Source organism: Mesobacillus campisalis (assembly GCF_000986785.1).
GTDB lineage: Bacteria > Bacillota > Bacilli > Bacillales > Cytobacillaceae > Mesobacillus_B > Mesobacillus_B campisalis.
Genome location: NZ_LAYY01000001.1, coordinates 312,499 through 328,090, shown reverse-complemented (window position 1 = coordinate 328,090; position 15,592 = coordinate 312,499). Strand labels below are relative to the sequence as shown.

General features: G+C 41.1%; 12 protein-coding genes and 1 pseudogene. 8 read left to right on the top strand and 5 right to left on the bottom strand.

Going from position 1 to position 15,592, the window contains the following annotated elements; genetic code table 11:
• Positions 1–162 precede the first annotated feature (162 nt).
• A complete protein-coding gene (allB, locus tag WQ57_RS01345) occupies positions 163–1,569 on the top strand; it encodes an allantoinase AllB (protein ID WP_046521887.1) in 1,407 nt (468 codons plus the stop codon).
• Between the two features lie 330 nt (positions 1,570–1,899).
• Positions 1,900–3,060, top strand: coding sequence for an iron-containing alcohol dehydrogenase (locus WQ57_RS01340; protein ID WP_046521886.1), 1,161 nt, complete (start codon positions 1,900–1,902; stop codon positions 3,058–3,060).
• Positions 3,061–3,277: 217 nt separating this feature from the next.
• Here WQ57_RS01340 and WQ57_RS01335 read toward each other — a convergent pair whose 3' ends face one another.
• From WQ57_RS01335 to WQ57_RS01325, 3 genes are all read right to left on the bottom strand, one after another.
• Positions 3,278–4,468 carry an acyl-CoA dehydrogenase family protein gene (locus tag WQ57_RS01335; protein WP_046521885.1) on the bottom strand — a complete coding sequence of 397 codons (1,191 nt, stop codon included), beginning with the start codon at positions 4,466–4,468 and terminating at the stop codon, positions 3,278–3,280.
• A gap of 166 nt (positions 4,469–4,634) precedes the next feature.
• On the bottom strand, positions 4,635–5,462 hold the full coding sequence (locus WQ57_RS01330; RefSeq protein WP_046521884.1) for an alpha/beta fold hydrolase: 828 nt from the start codon (positions 5,460–5,462) through the stop codon (positions 4,635–4,637).
• A gap of 12 nt (positions 5,463–5,474) precedes the next feature.
• Positions 5,475–6,419, bottom strand: coding sequence for a VOC family protein (locus WQ57_RS01325; protein WP_046521883.1), 945 nt, complete (start codon positions 6,417–6,419; stop codon positions 5,475–5,477).
• A 203-nt stretch (positions 6,420–6,622) separates the two neighbouring features.
• Here WQ57_RS01325 and WQ57_RS01320 point away from each other — a divergent pair, with 203 nt between their 5' ends.
• The 3 genes from WQ57_RS01320 (at position 6,623) to WQ57_RS01310 (ending at position 10,569) form a co-directional block, all read left to right on the top strand.
• Positions 6,623–8,101, top strand: a complete 1,479-nt coding sequence (locus WQ57_RS01320; RefSeq protein WP_046521882.1) for a V4R domain-containing protein — start codon at positions 6,623–6,625, stop codon at positions 8,099–8,101.
• On the top strand, positions 8,074–8,436 hold the full coding sequence (locus tag WQ57_RS27455; RefSeq protein WP_046521881.1) for a helix-turn-helix domain-containing protein: 363 nt from the start codon (positions 8,074–8,076) through the stop codon (positions 8,434–8,436). The genes WQ57_RS01320 and WQ57_RS27455 overlap by 28 nt, the downstream gene beginning before the upstream one ends.
• A 321-nt stretch (positions 8,437–8,757) precedes the next feature.
• Positions 8,758–10,569: an endo-1,4-beta-xylanase gene (locus WQ57_RS01310; protein ID WP_046521880.1), complete on the top strand. Its 1,812-nt coding sequence runs from the start codon at positions 8,758–8,760 to the stop codon at positions 10,567–10,569.
• A gap of 318 nt (positions 10,570–10,887) precedes the next feature.
• Here WQ57_RS01310 and WQ57_RS01305 read toward each other — a convergent pair whose 3' ends face one another.
• Both WQ57_RS01305 and WQ57_RS01300 read right to left on the bottom strand, forming a co-directional pair.
• Complete coding sequence (locus WQ57_RS01305; RefSeq protein WP_046521879.1) at positions 10,888–12,027, bottom strand: glycosyltransferase family 4 protein; 1,140 nt, start codon at positions 12,025–12,027, stop codon at positions 10,888–10,890.
• 197 nt (positions 12,028–12,224) lie between these two features.
• Positions 12,225–12,404 (bottom strand): annotated as a pseudogene (locus WQ57_RS01300) (2-dehydropantoate 2-reductase N-terminal domain-containing protein); the annotation flags it as partial.
• A 386-nt stretch (positions 12,405–12,790) separates the two neighbouring features.
• On the opposite strand from WQ57_RS01300, the gene WQ57_RS01295 reads away from it, so the two are divergent.
• The 3 genes from WQ57_RS01295 to WQ57_RS01285 all read left to right on the top strand — a co-directional run bounded on the left by WQ57_RS01295 (position 12,791) and on the right by WQ57_RS01285 (position 15,586).
• Positions 12,791–13,423 (top strand): HNH endonuclease family protein, encoded by a 633-nt coding sequence (locus tag WQ57_RS01295; protein WP_046521877.1) that lies wholly within the window; start codon positions 12,791–12,793, stop codon positions 13,421–13,423.
• A 138-nt stretch (positions 13,424–13,561) separates the two neighbouring features.
• Positions 13,562–13,744 carry a hypothetical protein gene (locus WQ57_RS01290; RefSeq protein WP_241481457.1) on the top strand — a complete coding sequence of 61 codons (183 nt, stop codon included), beginning with the start codon at positions 13,562–13,564 and terminating at the stop codon, positions 13,742–13,744.
• 297 nt (positions 13,745–14,041) lie between these two features.
• Positions 14,042–15,586, top strand: coding sequence for a Ppx/GppA family phosphatase (locus WQ57_RS01285; RefSeq protein WP_046521875.1), 1,545 nt, complete (start codon positions 14,042–14,044; stop codon positions 15,584–15,586).
• Positions 15,587–15,592: the final 6 nt, after the last annotated feature.

Here is a 15,592-nt window from a genome sequence, read left to right as displayed (position 1 = left end):
AATATGAACCCAGTGTACCATTTACTGGGTTCATATTCGTTGGGGTTTCTTTATTAGTATGAAAAGTCATGCCAATCGTTTTTAACATGTTGGCTAAGTAACCGACCGACCGTATTTCCCTTTAAATCATTACAAAATGAATTTAATAGAGGAGGTGTCGTTTTGAAGTATGATCTTATTATCAAAGGTGGAGAAGTTGTTTTTCGCGATGTGGTCAGAAAAGCAGATATTGCGATAAGCAACGGTAAAATTTCCGCCATTGGGGAAACCATTGAAGCAGATAGCAAACAAGTATTAGAGGCTGAAGGTCAATATGTTATGCCTGGGATGATTGATTCGCATGTTCATATTTGTGAGCCGGGACGAACGGAGTGGGAAGGTTTTATCACGGGGTCAAAAGCCTTGGCTGCAGGTGGTATAACGATGTATATAGACATGCCGTTAAATGCACTGCCAGCCACAACGACTAAGAAAGCATTAGAGTTAAAAATAAAAGCGGCAGAAGGCAAAAATTATGTTGATTACGCTTTATTTGGTGGATTAATTAACGGAAACCTGGAGCAACTACAAGAACTGTCAGAAGGTGGGGTAGTTGCCTATAAATGCTTTTTATCTACTTGCGGAAGTGACATACCTAATGATTTTAGTAATGTGGATGATTACACCCTCTATGCGGGAATGGAAAAATTGGCTGAATTAGGCCATATACTACTAATCCATGCTGAAAATTCGGTCATCACGGATCGTTTGGCTGAAAAGAAAGTCAAGGAAGGAAAGCTAACCGCAAGGGATTATGTTGAATCCCGCCCAATCATCGCAGAAGTGGAAGCAGTCAAGCGCTCGCTCTTTTTTGCAAAAGAAACAGGATGCAAAGTGCATTTCGTCCACATTAGCAGCGCAGAAGCAGTTGAAGAAATTATTAAGGCTCGCCAAGAGGGACAAGATGTTACCCTTGAGACATGCCCGCATTACCTAACCATGACAGTGAACGAGTTTGAAGAGATAGGACCCATTGCTAAATGTGCTCCTCCTTTGCGAAATGAAGCTGAACAGGAAAGGCTATGGGATGTACTAAAGCAAGGAAAGATTGATATGTTAACATCCGATCATTCTCCGTGTCCACCGGAAATGAAGGATAGCGAAACGAATAATATGTTTGAAGTTTGGGGAGGGATCACCGGCTGCCAAAATAACGTCGATCTCATGTTTGACGAGGCGGTTAAAAAGCGCAATGTCCCGGTGACTGAGTTTGTTCGTATGATTGCAACAAACCCGGCAGAGAGATTCAATCTAAAGACAAAAGGAGAAATCGCTGTCTCCAAGGATGCCGATATCATCTTAATTGACCAGAAACAGTCTTATGTTGTATCTGCAGAACATTTATACTATCGCCATAAGCATAGCCCATATATTGGCCGAATAATCAATTGCCGAGTGACAAAAACATTTGTACGGGGACATTTGGTTTTTGATTTGCAAGAAGGGATTTTGGGGGATCCGATTGGGCAGTTGCTCTCATGTGAAAAATTGGTTAAGACGGAGATGGCTCATATAGATGCATCAGGATGACTCTATCAGCTATAAAGGATGCCTCTCTTATAATGGTCCCTGTCACCCCCCGAGATGTGTTGAATACACTATAAATCTCGGGGGGTGACAGGCAGTTTTTTTGGGGGAAGGCAAAAAGGAATCTGGTAGAATATGTCGAAATTATAAGAGGGTGGACAGTTAGAGGTGTAAAGCTGATTCACTTGCCCTTGTCGGCATTATAGGTGCGAATGAAGGAAGTCTTTATGCACCAGTTTTATAACAATTGGATGAATGGGTCCTAGAGCCCTAGGTTTTTATTATTCTTTTAATTTAGTTTACCGATTAAAAAATACCGGGAGGAGATGTTTTATGGATTTTAATTTTTACATACCCACTACCATTAAAACAGGTAGAGGAATTTCAAAAAGTGTAAGCGGTTTTCTGAGTTCACTGGGACACAACAAGGTTTTCTTGGTGACCGATAAAGGCGTTAGAAACGCTGGTATTCTCCAGTCTATTGAAAGCTCCTTACAGGAAGCGGAAGTTTCCTATGAAATCTTCGATGAAGTAATACCTAATCCTAGTGCAGAAAATATTATGCTCGGTGTTCAGAAATTAAAGGCTTATCATCCTGACAGTGTTTTAGCAGTCGGTGGTGGAAGCAGCATCGACACAGCAAAAGGAATTGCCATTATGGCAACTAACCCTGGTGATATCCTGGATTATGAGGGAGTTGGAAAGGTACCCAATCCTGGCCTTCCATTAACAGTGATCCCTACGACTTCAGGAACAGGAAGCGAAGTTACAGCATCAACAATTGTTACAAATACAACGACCCAATTCAAAGCAGCTATCATTAGTCCATTTCTTTTTCCAACCTATGCCTTTCTGGATGCGGAGTTGACTATTAATCTGCCAAGTCATATTACCGCAGCCACAGGAATGGACGCCCTGACACATGCCATTGAATCTTATACTTCTAAGTCAACAAATCCAGCAAGTGAAGCATTTGCTCTGTATGCCATTGAAATGATCGGAAAAAACATTGAAAAGGCTTATTTCGTTGGGACCGATATCTCCAGCCGGGAGAATATGCTTGTGGCTTCCATGTTAGCTGGCGCCGCGTTTTCCCAGTCACGGCTGGGAAATGTACATGCTATTTCCCATACTCTTGGTGGCGTGTTTGATATTGCCCATGGAATAGCCAATGCCACTTTATTGCCTTTTGTTATGAAATACAATTTGCCTGCATGTCCCGAGAAAATGGCCAATATTGCCAAAGCTTTAGGTGAAGATACCCGAGGGCTAACGGTTAAAGAAGGTGCAGAGTTAGCCATAGAGGCGGTTAAACGATTAAATAAAAGTTTAGGGATTCCGTCCAATATCAAGGACTTAGGCGTCAGTTTAGATTTGCTGCCCAAATTGGTAGAAGACTCGATGCGAAGCGGCAATGTGTTAATCAACCCTAGGCTGACCACGGCAGACGATATTAAGGGCATCATTGAAAATGCCTATAACGGCATTCTATAAAAGAGTGTTAAGAGGTGAGAGAACGTTCTAAATACAAAAACGCAACCGGCTGAAGGAAAATCTCCAAAAGGTTGCGTACATTTTATCAATAATTAAGTGATGCTTGTATATCACCCGATGCCCCTGAGGAACACTATTAAAATAGCCTAGGGCCATAACACAAGGAGTTGGCTGACTATACATATTTTGTATATTTTGAGCATTCGTTAAGCTGGAATCAGCCCCAACCAATTCCCTCATAGCCATATAAATTTCGGCCGTAAGTGTATAGTGCATCTTCATATAGAGAGGTTACATGTGTGGCTACTCCAATAATGTCCCGAACAAATACTTCAATTGTTTCATTCTTTGCTAATGATGAGCCACCAAGTGAAACCATTATGGTAGTAGCGATATCCTGGCAAATTTTAATGATTTCAGCACGTATGGAAGAAAACTCGCCTTTATCGTAAGGACCTTCTGTTTCATATGTCTCTAATAAATCGTAATATTGTTCCATTAATCCATTCGCTTTTTTATATTCCAGCATAAGATGGGCTAGAATTCGCTGACTGCGTGGGGAATCTTTTTCGTTTTCTCCATGTATACGTACACGTGCTTCTGTTCGTTTTTTATACTCATCGAGTAAACGTTTTGCTCCACCTAATGTCATATTCGGGAATCCAAGATAAAAGGCAGAGAAGAATGGCACATGATAATATGGATAATCGGGATCATAATTAGAACCTGCTGGTGGACGACGTGTGTCATTTGCAACTTCCAGTCTTAAAACGCGACTTCTTGGGATAAATACATCTGTTGCAACGACTTGGTTACTACCTGAGCCACGTAAACCGAATGTATTCCAATTTTCATTTACTTGCACCTCGTCTTTTCGCATGAAGCCCATGATAAATTCTGGACGATCTGATTCAGGTAATTGGGCAAATGCTCCTAAACCAATCCACTCGGCAAAGTTGACGCCGCTTGCATAGTTGTAGGTGCCAGTTAACCGAATCCCGCCATCTACCACAATTACTTGTCCAACAGGTGCGAAAACATCCACGATTAAGTCATTGGAGTTTATAATCTCATCTCTGCCTTCTTGCGGAAGGTGGGCTGGTAAAGAGTTGTGTAAAGGGTAGAAATAACCTACCCAAGCTGCTGAGATATTATAATATGCTAGTGTACGTACGATTTCTCCTAGACCACGCAATGAAATTTGTGGACCTCCATATTCTTTTGGAAGATTTGCACGTGTAATACCCGTTTCAATCAACTTATTTACAAAATTTTGAGAAACGGATGCATTAAATTCCGAAGCTGCAACTTCTGATTCTGCTAGTTGACCTGCTTCCCGTGCTTTTTCAATAAGCTTAAGCTCAACATCTGTAAACCCTTTGAATTTTTGTTTTGTTTCAACTGACATTTGCAGCCCTCCCATTTTATGCTTTAATCATCTTCAGAGCTAGTTAGCCAAGGGGTCCATTATGGAGTCTCTAAAATACTCTTGAGGCCACTAAAAAATGATCTTAAGTGACCTCATATTTTTTCTGAGGAGTCTTATATCCTCCAACGATGAATTGATTTTAGAACTAGAAGAACTCTCTTGCTGCTTTAAGGAAGTCTTCGCGTTTTTCTACCTGTACCCAATGTCCACACTGTGTAAATAAGCGAAGTTCCGCATTTGGTAAATGTTCAATCATATTCATACTGCTTTCTTTCGGAACAAATCGGTCATTTAAACCATGCAATAGTAAAAATGGCTGCTTCATTTGACGAAGTGCATTTGATGGAATTAAAATCTCACCAGGCATCGGGAATAGGTTTTGTAAAAAGGATTGACGAATATCTTCACGTTGAATGGTTTCATATCGAATTTTTAGTATATCTTCCAATGAATCTTGTATGGACGAAGGATCATAAACAAACCAAGTTGTTAAATTCCGCAGGTTTTCAAATGTTGGATTTTTATAGAATCCAACCATACGCTGAATTTCGGGGGTGGGGGGTGTTTCACCACCGCCACTTCCCATCAATAAAACCTTTTTTACACGTTCGGGTGCATGCATCACGACATTTAGAGATACATAACCCCCCATTGAATTCCCAACAAGACTAAATGTATCGATGTTTTTCCTGTCTAAAAGCTCTAATAGCTGGTCAACACGGCATTGTGTCCACTCCCAAAATGATTTTGGGTACACTTCGGGATGTTTTGTATCTCCAAATCCATACATGTCAGGAGCGATCACATGATAGCTCTTTGCAAGTTCAGGCAAAATATGCTGCCAATTACTAACTGAATTTGCTCCAGGCCCAGATCCATGCAGGAATACGAGTACCTCCTCATTTTCCTGTCCTGCCTCACAGTAAAAAGTTTGGAAACGACCTGTATCTAAAATTTCTGTTTGAAAGCTCAAACTGATTACCTCCTATGCTTCTGTTGAATCTTGGTTATCTAATACGGCATCTTGTCCCCAATAAGTCATTCCTACTTGCAAATCTTCAGGTGTCCATCTAATTGGCTCCCAGTCGGGTTCAAAGATTAAATAACTATTAGAGAATAGTTCTACACGGTGACCACTTCCTGGATCCTTCACATATAAGTAAACGGCCTGTGAAACTCCATGTTTACCTGGTCCTACAAATTTAATTCCTTCTTCGCTTAAGATATCGGCGGCACGTAAAATATCTTGGGCATTGTCAAACCAGTATGCTAAGTGATGCAGACGATTTGGTGTTGCGGCATCTGGTTCACTTATAACAGCAATATCGTGTACCAATGGTGTAACACTTAACCAGCCTGCAAGAATATTCCCGTCACCTAAGTCAACAAACTCTCGCATTTTAAATCCTAAATTATCAATTAACCATTTATGAATAACGGCTGGATTTTGCGAAGTCGCTAAATTCACGTGGTCAATCCGGCGAGGTGAAGCACCTTTTCTCCAGGACTTATAAGTTTGGTTTTTCAGCACGGATTTACGGTCTTGATCTGGTTGGGTTTTTTCCATCTCATAATAAATTTCAAATGGATGCTCACTTGGCAGTGTAAAGCGAATAGCTCTTCCTTGGCCTGCTTCTTCGCCAGATTCAATCCACTTTACATCTGCACCAGCTTCAGTTAATAATTCAGCGTATTTTCCTACATCTTCAGGACGTTTTGTACGCCAACCGATATGATCAACTTTTGATTTTTCCCCTTGTTTTAACGATAATGTATGGTGCTCGAAATCTCCCCATGCACGTAAATAATGTGTCCCATCCACTACCTCTGTTTCTTCCAAACCTAAAACTTCGGAAAAGAACCATAGGGATTTTTTCAAATCTGGTGTGATTAAAGCAATATGACCTAGCTTGGCGATTTCTGGTAACATGTTACCATCCTCCTTTGTGTAAGTTTGCATCCTTGACAATTTCACTGTACTAAATTTAAAATATTCTGAAAACGTACCGAAAGTTTTAATTTGGTAACGCTTTCAGTACAATTCGTTCAGTTTTTTAGCTTGTATGGTAGTTTTATGATAGGCGTGAAAAAGATGTTTTTAGAGATATTTCTTGCGACAAGGGGGGAGACCAGGTGGATCAACGTATCATTACTATGAATAAGACTACTTTTCATCATGAAAATGGGGAAGGAGATATCGACAATTTTGCCATTGCTAGAGCCTTAAGTTTTCTAAAAGCAGATCTTATTGACCTGAATGGGATGGAGAAAGCAACAGAATTAATGTTCAATTATGGTTATCAATTAGGAGTTTCAGACGCTCAGCGAATGAGGGAGAAGTATATCGATATACAAGATATTCTCAAACAAGGACCTACTCTTCATTGTAAAAAGGGGCATATAAAAGGTTCGATTTTTGAAGGATATATAGAATTTTATGGTGATAAATCAGTTAAGACTGTTTATGGTACAGGAACGTGGTTACATTCTTATGAAGCAAAAGTTCATCTGGATTGTTTTGGTCAAAGTGATGTGCCGGTTTGCCATACACTCATGGGTTTTGCAACCGGCTATATGAGTACGGTTTTTCAATTTGAAGTCAAGGTAATTGAGAAAACCTGTGTGGCACGAGGTGATGAAAACTGTAAGTGGGATATATATACTGTTAATCATTTACCTGATGAACCAAATGAACTCTCTGAAAACCAAGCAGCATTTGATTTAGTTGAACTTGGTAATATTCAGAGTAAAATGATTCAAGCGGTTATTGACGGGGCAACAGTAGAGGATATTTTAAAAGAAGCAGAAATAACCTTTGGCAGAACCTTTTTAGTAGAAGATATATTTTATAACTTTGCTCATTCTACTAATTTGTCTGAGAGGGATCGACAATCAATTGAGAAGGATATGAGGATCTATGACCAAAACGAAAGAAATCAATTAGGTATGTACTTTTTTGAGAGGCGACAACAACTTTCTTTTACAAAAAAGGTTCTTAAATTAGAAAACCATGTTCGTTTAACAAATACGATTGTTAGTAAAAATAAGGTTGTTGCCTATTTGTCAATGATATCAATGCATCCAAAAACATTTACAGCATATGACTATTTAATCTTATCAAAAATGACTAATGTTATTTCTGTTCTACTAATGACAAATGCTATTTTAGAAAAATCACTAGCAAAGGATGAATCTACATTTACCAATGAAATTTTGCATCAGGAGCTAACAGATAAAAATCAGATTTTATCCAGATCTCGCTTCTTTGAGGTTGATATTAAACAATCATATACCGTTGCTATTTTGAGATGGAGTAAGAATATAGATAAGATTCAAAATGAAATTGAAAGCTTTATCCGTAGACACTTGAAAAAACACCGTATACTTATATCACTTAAGGAGCAGGAACTAGTTATTTTGTTATTTCATTCTTTAAAAGACCATTCTTTGATTCAGAACATTTTTAGTCATTTAAGAGCAGCTTTAATAGGACAATTTCCTAAGCATCCTGTTCAAATTGTTACAGCGATATTGGACATAGCATTTTGGAGGCAAGTTCTCACTATAATGAAGCAGCCATTGCTATGGTTTCCAGCCCCAACGCATCAATAGCAGCGTTCAAAGATGTTAGTGTTTTGTCAATTTTTATTAATGATTTAAATATAGAACATATCAAGCAGCTTGCGAAAAATCGTTTTGCAGGAATCTTTTCGTTAAAGGAACAAACAAGGAACGAACTCTTAGAAACTTTATATGTATATTTAAACAATAATTTAAAAATCCAAACAACGATGCATGAGTTAAATATTTCAAAAAGCGGGCTTTTGTATCGACTTGAAAACTTGAAAAAGTATTTGAATACAGATTTAAAGGACGCGGACGAAAACTTCCAAATCCTTCTTTTACTAAAAGCAATCGAAATTTATTCCAAGACAAGCAATACTTAAGGGACGAGGGGAAAGGTTCCATGTCCCAAACGGGACGGTCTACCCGTCCCTATTTAAACTGGCGAGGGTGGTAAAAATGGATCACATATTAATAGAATTATACAACGCTTCTTTTACAGTTGGCTTTTTGTCAAAAAAACACGAATATTCAATGTTTAAGTTTAGTAGTTTTTTCTGTACAATTATATTTGCGGGATTCATTTTAGAAAGGAAGGGGGCACAAAATGAAAGCGCTATAGTTTATACACTTTGTTCGTCCAATGGACGAACTTATGTTTAACCTCTAATTAGTAGACTTGTAAATGAAAGGACAAAAAACTCATGAAAAAGATGAAAAAGCTATTGTCTATTTGTATGGTTTTTGCTCTTCTGGCAGGGGCTTTTACGATGCCGGCCTTGGCTAACACGAACGAATCCTCTCTGCAGAGTGCTATGGAAAAGTTTGAGGGCCTTGATGAGAATGTGTATACCCCAGCGACATATCGGCTGGCCAAAATGGAATACGATAAAGTAAAGGTTTTAGTTGACGACCAAAACGCTACGGCGGAGGAAATCAACAATGCAATCAATGCTTTAAACAATCGTATCGCAGCGCTGAGAGTAGCAAACGGTTCTGAGTCACTGTGGAAAACCTATGAGGATTACTTCGAAATGGGCAATATTTATAGCGGAGCAGGCAACCTGAATCCAGGTAATACTCGTGGCTTGTTGACATCCAGCCATTTCAACATCCTCACCGCAGAGAATTCCATGAAGCCCGAAAGCCTTTCAAGTGGAAGGGCTGGACAGAAGGGTACTTTTAATATTTTCCCGGGGTCGAACCACGCCTCTGATCAGTTTGTCAGTCAAGCACAGGCAAGCGGCAAGAAGGTTCACGGACACGTACTCGTGTGGCATAGCCAGTCTCCGAACTGGGTGAACGGCGGTACGAATGGCAACTACACGAGAGCACAGGCCAGAGAAAACATGGAGCTCTATGTCAAAACTGTAGTTGAGCATTTTGACACCCAGTATCCTGGTGTCATCACAACTTGGGATGTCGTCAACGAGGCATTCATTGACGAATTGCCAAGCATTCCTGAAGGCGCCAATTGGAAAAATTATCTTCGCAGAGGAAACCAGAGCGGCTGGTATAAGTCATACAGCAACGGTATGGTAGAAGGACAAGACCCGAGCGACTTTATCTATGATGCTTTCGTATTTGCCCGTAAATATACCGACGCCAAGTTATTCTACAACGACTTTAATATGTACGAAGATGGCAAGTCGAAGGTTGCCGCAATGATGGTGAAAGAACTTAACGCGCGGTACAAGAACGAGCATCCAGAAGATCCTCGCCAGTTAATCGAGGGTGTGGGGATGCAGTCCCACAACTACATTATGGATACGCCGCCTTCCAAAGTGGAAAACGGCATGCTTAATCTCCTGTCCGCTGGTGTCGATTTGATGATAACTGAGCTTGATTTGTTCGCCTGGTATCCTTGGAACGCCGAGCCTACTGGCGGATCCCTTGCAGGTTACAAGGATTTGAGAGATCGCGGGATTGGAGATATCATCGGTGCGACAGGCACAGAGGAACAGAGAAATTACTGGGTGAATCGCGGAATCACCAACGGCTCCGAGATTGAAGTGATCCAGGCCGAGGTTTTCGCCGAATACTTACGACTCTATAAGAATTACTCAGCAAGTATCGACCGCGTGACCTTCTGGGGTCTGAACGACATTCAAAGCTGGAGAAGAGGCCACAATCCGCTGCTGTGGAACAGTGATTTCTCTCCGAAGGACGCTTTCTACGCTGTGTCCGATCCTGAAGGCTACCTAGGCGTTGATCCTATTCAGGTTAAACCAATCCCTGCCTCCAAAGTGGCTGAGATCATTCTGAATTACAATGATGTGAAGCCAGCTTATAAAAATGGAAAAAAAGGCGGGAATTTAATCAGCGAGGTTGCCAAGTTGATGGGTCCCAAGGCATCTTTTAATAACGAGCCGCAATCTATTAAAAAAGGAGAATTGGAACTATCCAATCCTGCCTACAGGAAGGCCGTATTGAATCATCTGAAATCCCATCCAGCGCTGGAAGACAAGATTTTAATCATGCCTCCAGACACCTTCTTTATTGATAGTACGAAATAAATCAGTTTAAGGAAAAACGGAGTTCCAAAGTATTGGAGCTCCGTTTTTTCCTGGGTTTAAAGCTATTTTGGTAGGCTCAATAGCCAAAAATGAGTTCATTTCTATGAATATAATACTAGTACTAGCATTAAATAAATATTTAATGCTGGTAAGTGTCATTATAATGCTGGTAAGACGCGATTTAATGCTGGTAAGAGCAGAGATAATGCGAGTACTGGGATAATAGAAGCAAATTTAATCAATCATACCGGTGCCAGTACAACCCGCCATTTGTCGTATACCACACAACAAATCTCTAAAAATAGCATTTTTTAAACTCTAAGCATACCTTATTTCCTCTCCAGCTTCGGCTGCACCCCGATAGGACAAGACAAGTGACTCCAGAATCGTGTCCCATTTTTGTGTAAGGGCAAAGTTTCTTCCCTCGCGGCCCATTGTGTGTAGAAGGGAGGGGGTATTTATCAATTTGATCAGTGCTTCTTCGAAACTTTCAGGATTGCCGGGCTCGCATAAGAATCCGGTTACTCCGTCCTTAACGAGGTGTTTCACGCCCCCTGAATTCGCGCACACAACAGGTGTCCCGCTTGCCATGGCCTCGAGGACGACATTTCCGAACGTTTCAGTCGGGGAGGGGAAAACAAAGACATCTGAAATGGAATACACCTCAGCAAGCCGTTCTCCTTTTAAATAGCCGGTAAAAACCATATTCTCGGGAGCCTGTGCTTCCAGTTCTTCCCGCTGGGGGCCGTCACCCACGATGAGCCACTGGAACTGCTCATTGATGCTCTCCGGCAAGCTTGCTGCTACATTCATCAGGGTGTTGAGGTCCTTCTCAGGTGCAAGCCGGCCGGCATATGTGAAAAGCAATTTATTTCCGGCCTTATACCGCATACGTCCGGACAATTTATTATAGTCCGGGTGGAAGAGGCTGCAATCAACACCCCGCCCCCACAGTTCCAGGTTTGAGAAACCGCGCTGCTGCAGCTGGTTCAGTGTTTCCATTGAAGGAACAAATAATTTCTGGAAGGGCGAGTGGAACCAGGTCATATATCTCCATAAATACTTGGATAGAAATTGAAGGTTGTAATACTTTAAATACTTGTCAAAGTCGGTATGATACGAACCAACCAATGGGATATTCATTTTCTTGGCAAAATACGAGCCGCATAACCCGATATTGAATGGTGTGGCAACATGGATCAAGTCTGGTGAAAAACTTTCGAGTTCTGTTTTTACCTGGTTGAGATTTGGAAACGCCATCCGGCACTCCGGATAGAGAAATAAAGAAAGGCTTGTAAACTGATGAAGATTGTCCGCGACATAATCAGATGGTGTTTTGGGAGCAAAGATTTTGCAGGAAATATGATGTTCCGCCAAATAATCGGCAAGGCGTTTAAGTGTGCGTGCAACTCCATTCATATCCGGAAAATAGGTGTCTGTAAAAATAGCAATTTTCATAGTGACCTCCCGGCAAAAATTGAAGTAGGACATGCCTAATATCAAAGCCAAACTCAGGAACCCCTAAGTTGGAACGAAGGAACTTACACGTCTGGGAAATGCAAACTCTCGAAATTGGTCTATGCATGAACAGGGGGAGGTTTTAAGCGCGGAATGATTTCCCCGATTTTAGCATTAGTGCCAACTGGGAAAGTACTCCTGGTGTTTTTCTTGAGAAGACCTTCAAGACCAGGTTCATAAATGGTAGGAATCCCTTTTTGCAGAGCGTTGACTTTTGTTTCATCCCTGTCGATGCAAACGACTTCGTGACCCATTTCCGCAAGGCAAACTCCATTTACCAGTCCTACATACCCAGTTCCAGCAACAGTGATTTTCATTCAATCCCTCCCGAAAGTAATGCTTGCTTATTTCCATTTTATTAGAAGAACATGCATACTTTCTTGAGGCAGCGTAAAGGGATTGTAAAATTGTTGTAACATTTTCAAATTTTCTGTGTTTTCCCAGGTGGGTTTCATGAAAGAATACTTTCGGCCTATCACTATCATTCCTTTTGATGCCTCTCTAAAATATCAAGATTTTTAAGATTTGGTATACAGGTTGGAGGAAGCAAACTGAGAATTTATAAATGAGAAAGAGTTTTTGAACCAACTGCTGACTTTACAATTTACGGAATATTTACAAATATTTAACTTTTAATCAGGTAATTTATCAACTATCATTTCTAGTGGAGGAATAGTAAAAATACATACTGGGAGGAAATTTTATGATGAAGAAATGGATAGGGTTGGTTTTTGCGCTCGTTTTGTCGGTGGTTGTTTTTCATTTTGATATTCCTACTGCATCCGCTTTACCGTCAGGAATTCCGTCCAAGTCCACCGCCCAATCTCAGTTGAACTCGCTGACCGTCAAGTCCGAAGGTTCCATGACCGGTTACTCGCGGGACAAGTTCCCGCACTGGATCAGCCAGGGCGGCGGCTGTGATACCCGTCAGGTGGTGCTCAAGCGTGATGCGGACTACTACAGCGGGAATTGCCCCGTCACATCCGGCAAATGGTACAGCTACTATGATGGCATCTCCGTGTACTCACCTTCCGAAATCGACATCGACCACGTCGTCCCGCTTGCAGAAGCATGGCGTTCCGGCGCCAGCAGCTGGACTACGACAAAGCGCCAGAATTTTGCAAACGACCTCAACGGCCCGCAGCTCATTGCGGTGACCGCGAGCGTTAACCGGTCCAAGGGTGACCAGGATCCGTCAACCTGGCAGCCACCGCGTTATGGAGCACGCTGTGCATACGCCAAGATGTGGATCAACACCAAGTACCGCTGGGACCTGAACCTGCAATCATCGGAGAAGTCTTCCCTGCAAAGCATGCTTGACACCTGCTCCTATTAAGACTGTTATAATATTTTAAAGTATTACCAAGCTAAAACTGTTATAGCCCAATCATTAGCATAGAAGGGAGACAACCATATGGAAACGAAGTCGTCAATTTTCCACGCAACCCATGGGGTAATGACCAAGGAGGTCGGCGTGATCAGTGGGGACCTCGAACTTCGCACCACATGCAGCGACAATGGTGTCCTTACACTCGCCATTACCTATGTTGGCGCTGAAGAATGGTATACGCTGCCGGGTGAAAATTATCATCTGCACGATCCGCGTGACCATGAAGTCGTCCACCGCATGCTCACTGCTGTCCTTGAGCGCTCTTGAGATGGAAATATATACGGTGCATGTTCAGGGTGTCATAAATTTCGGGTTGTGACAGGCACTTTTTTAATACGAGTACTCGGCTTATATGCGATACTGGTGCACAGTCACAACCAGGGAGTGTCTAATAAATAGAGGAGCCTTATCCTTTGGTGGATAAGGCTCTTTTGTAGCGTATTGCTCTAAATTGATAGTTATTTCAATTCTCGAATGAAGCATAAGAACCGACCCTAGACATCCATTGTTGCTTTTTCAGTTAAAAATGAAAATGATATAATTACGGTATGAAAGGATGATTTTATGACGAGAAAGATTGCGGTTATCGACATTGGCTCCAATTCATTCAGGCTGGTTATTTACCATGTCAAACAAGGGCGATTTTATGAAGAAGCGAAAAATTTTAAAGTAACCGCCCGGTTGCAGACATTTTTAAACGATCAACAAATTCTGAATGATGAAGGGGTAAAGGTCCTCCTAAATACACTAACTGATTTCAAGGAAATTATTGAAGCCAACCATGTATCCGAAGTAGTACTTGCTGCAACAGCAACGCTAAGGCAGTCACGGAATCATGATGAGATCCTGAACCTCATTTCCGATAAACTTGGGCTTAAAGTCGATTTATTATCAGGGGAAAGGGAGGCTTATTATGGCTTATTAAGTGTCATTCATTCCACCTATTTGGAGAGCGGAATTACGATTGATATCGGTGGCGGCAGTACCGAAATTACCCTGTTTAAAAATCGCAAAATGATCCATTCAATCAGCCTTCCCTTCGGAGCGTTATCCTTAACAAAAATGTTTGTGGAGAATTGTGTTCCGACCATGGAGGAACTGAATAAGCTGAATGACTTCTTATCGGCCCATTTAAAAGAATTAGTTTGGCTTAAAAATTGCCGACTGCCAGTCATCGGAATTGGCGGCAGTGCCCGTACTGTGGCAAAAATACATAAGGAAGTGAATAATTACCCCCTTTCAACTATTCACCTGTACGAAATGGATGTATATGATCTGGATTCAATAAGTGCCCATTTGCAATCATTATCATATGATAGCCTTCAGCAAGTCCCGGGCCTTTCCAAGGACAGGGCGGATTTGATCATACCTGCCATCCAGGTTTTCACGGTGGTTGCCAGGATGGTTGAAGCTCCTTTTTTCCAAGTCAGCTTGAAAGGAATTAGGGATGGAATTTTGCTTGAACAATTGGCTGTAAACGAAAATGAACCAGTCGATTCAAATCAGTTGATTGAAAAAAACTTTTTAAAGCTGTGCCTGGACTATTCCGTGGATTTAAATGCAAGAGTCCGGGTAGCCAAAACGGCGTTACTGATAGCGAAAGCGATGAACAGCAAGGGGATTGCTGAAATAAGCAAGGAGGATATGAAGGATCTTCAATTTTCAAGCTATGTTTATAAAATTGGATCCTATATCGATAGCAGATTCGCCCATAACCATACATTTTATATTCTATCTAATCAAAGCATGGACGGGCTGCCTCACCAAAAACAAGTTAAAATGGCCTTAATTGCCTCGTATCAATCAAAGAACAGCTTTAAGCAAACTAGGAAGCTATTTAAGGATTGGTTTACAAAAGAGGAAAAAGACAAAATAAAATTGCTCGCCGCCATTTTAAAATTTGCTTATGCGGTCAATGATACAAATCGGAACATAATCAAATCGATTGACTTAGAGAAGAACAATGAGGGTATCAAGATAGTAATCCATTGTGGTGATGAAAATTGGTTTGTTGAACAGCTTTTGGCTGAAGCCCAATTGAAGCATCTTGAGAATGCCCTTAAAAAGAAATGGAGTATGGAATTTAAACTTTTAAATAGGATGATTTAAAACAGT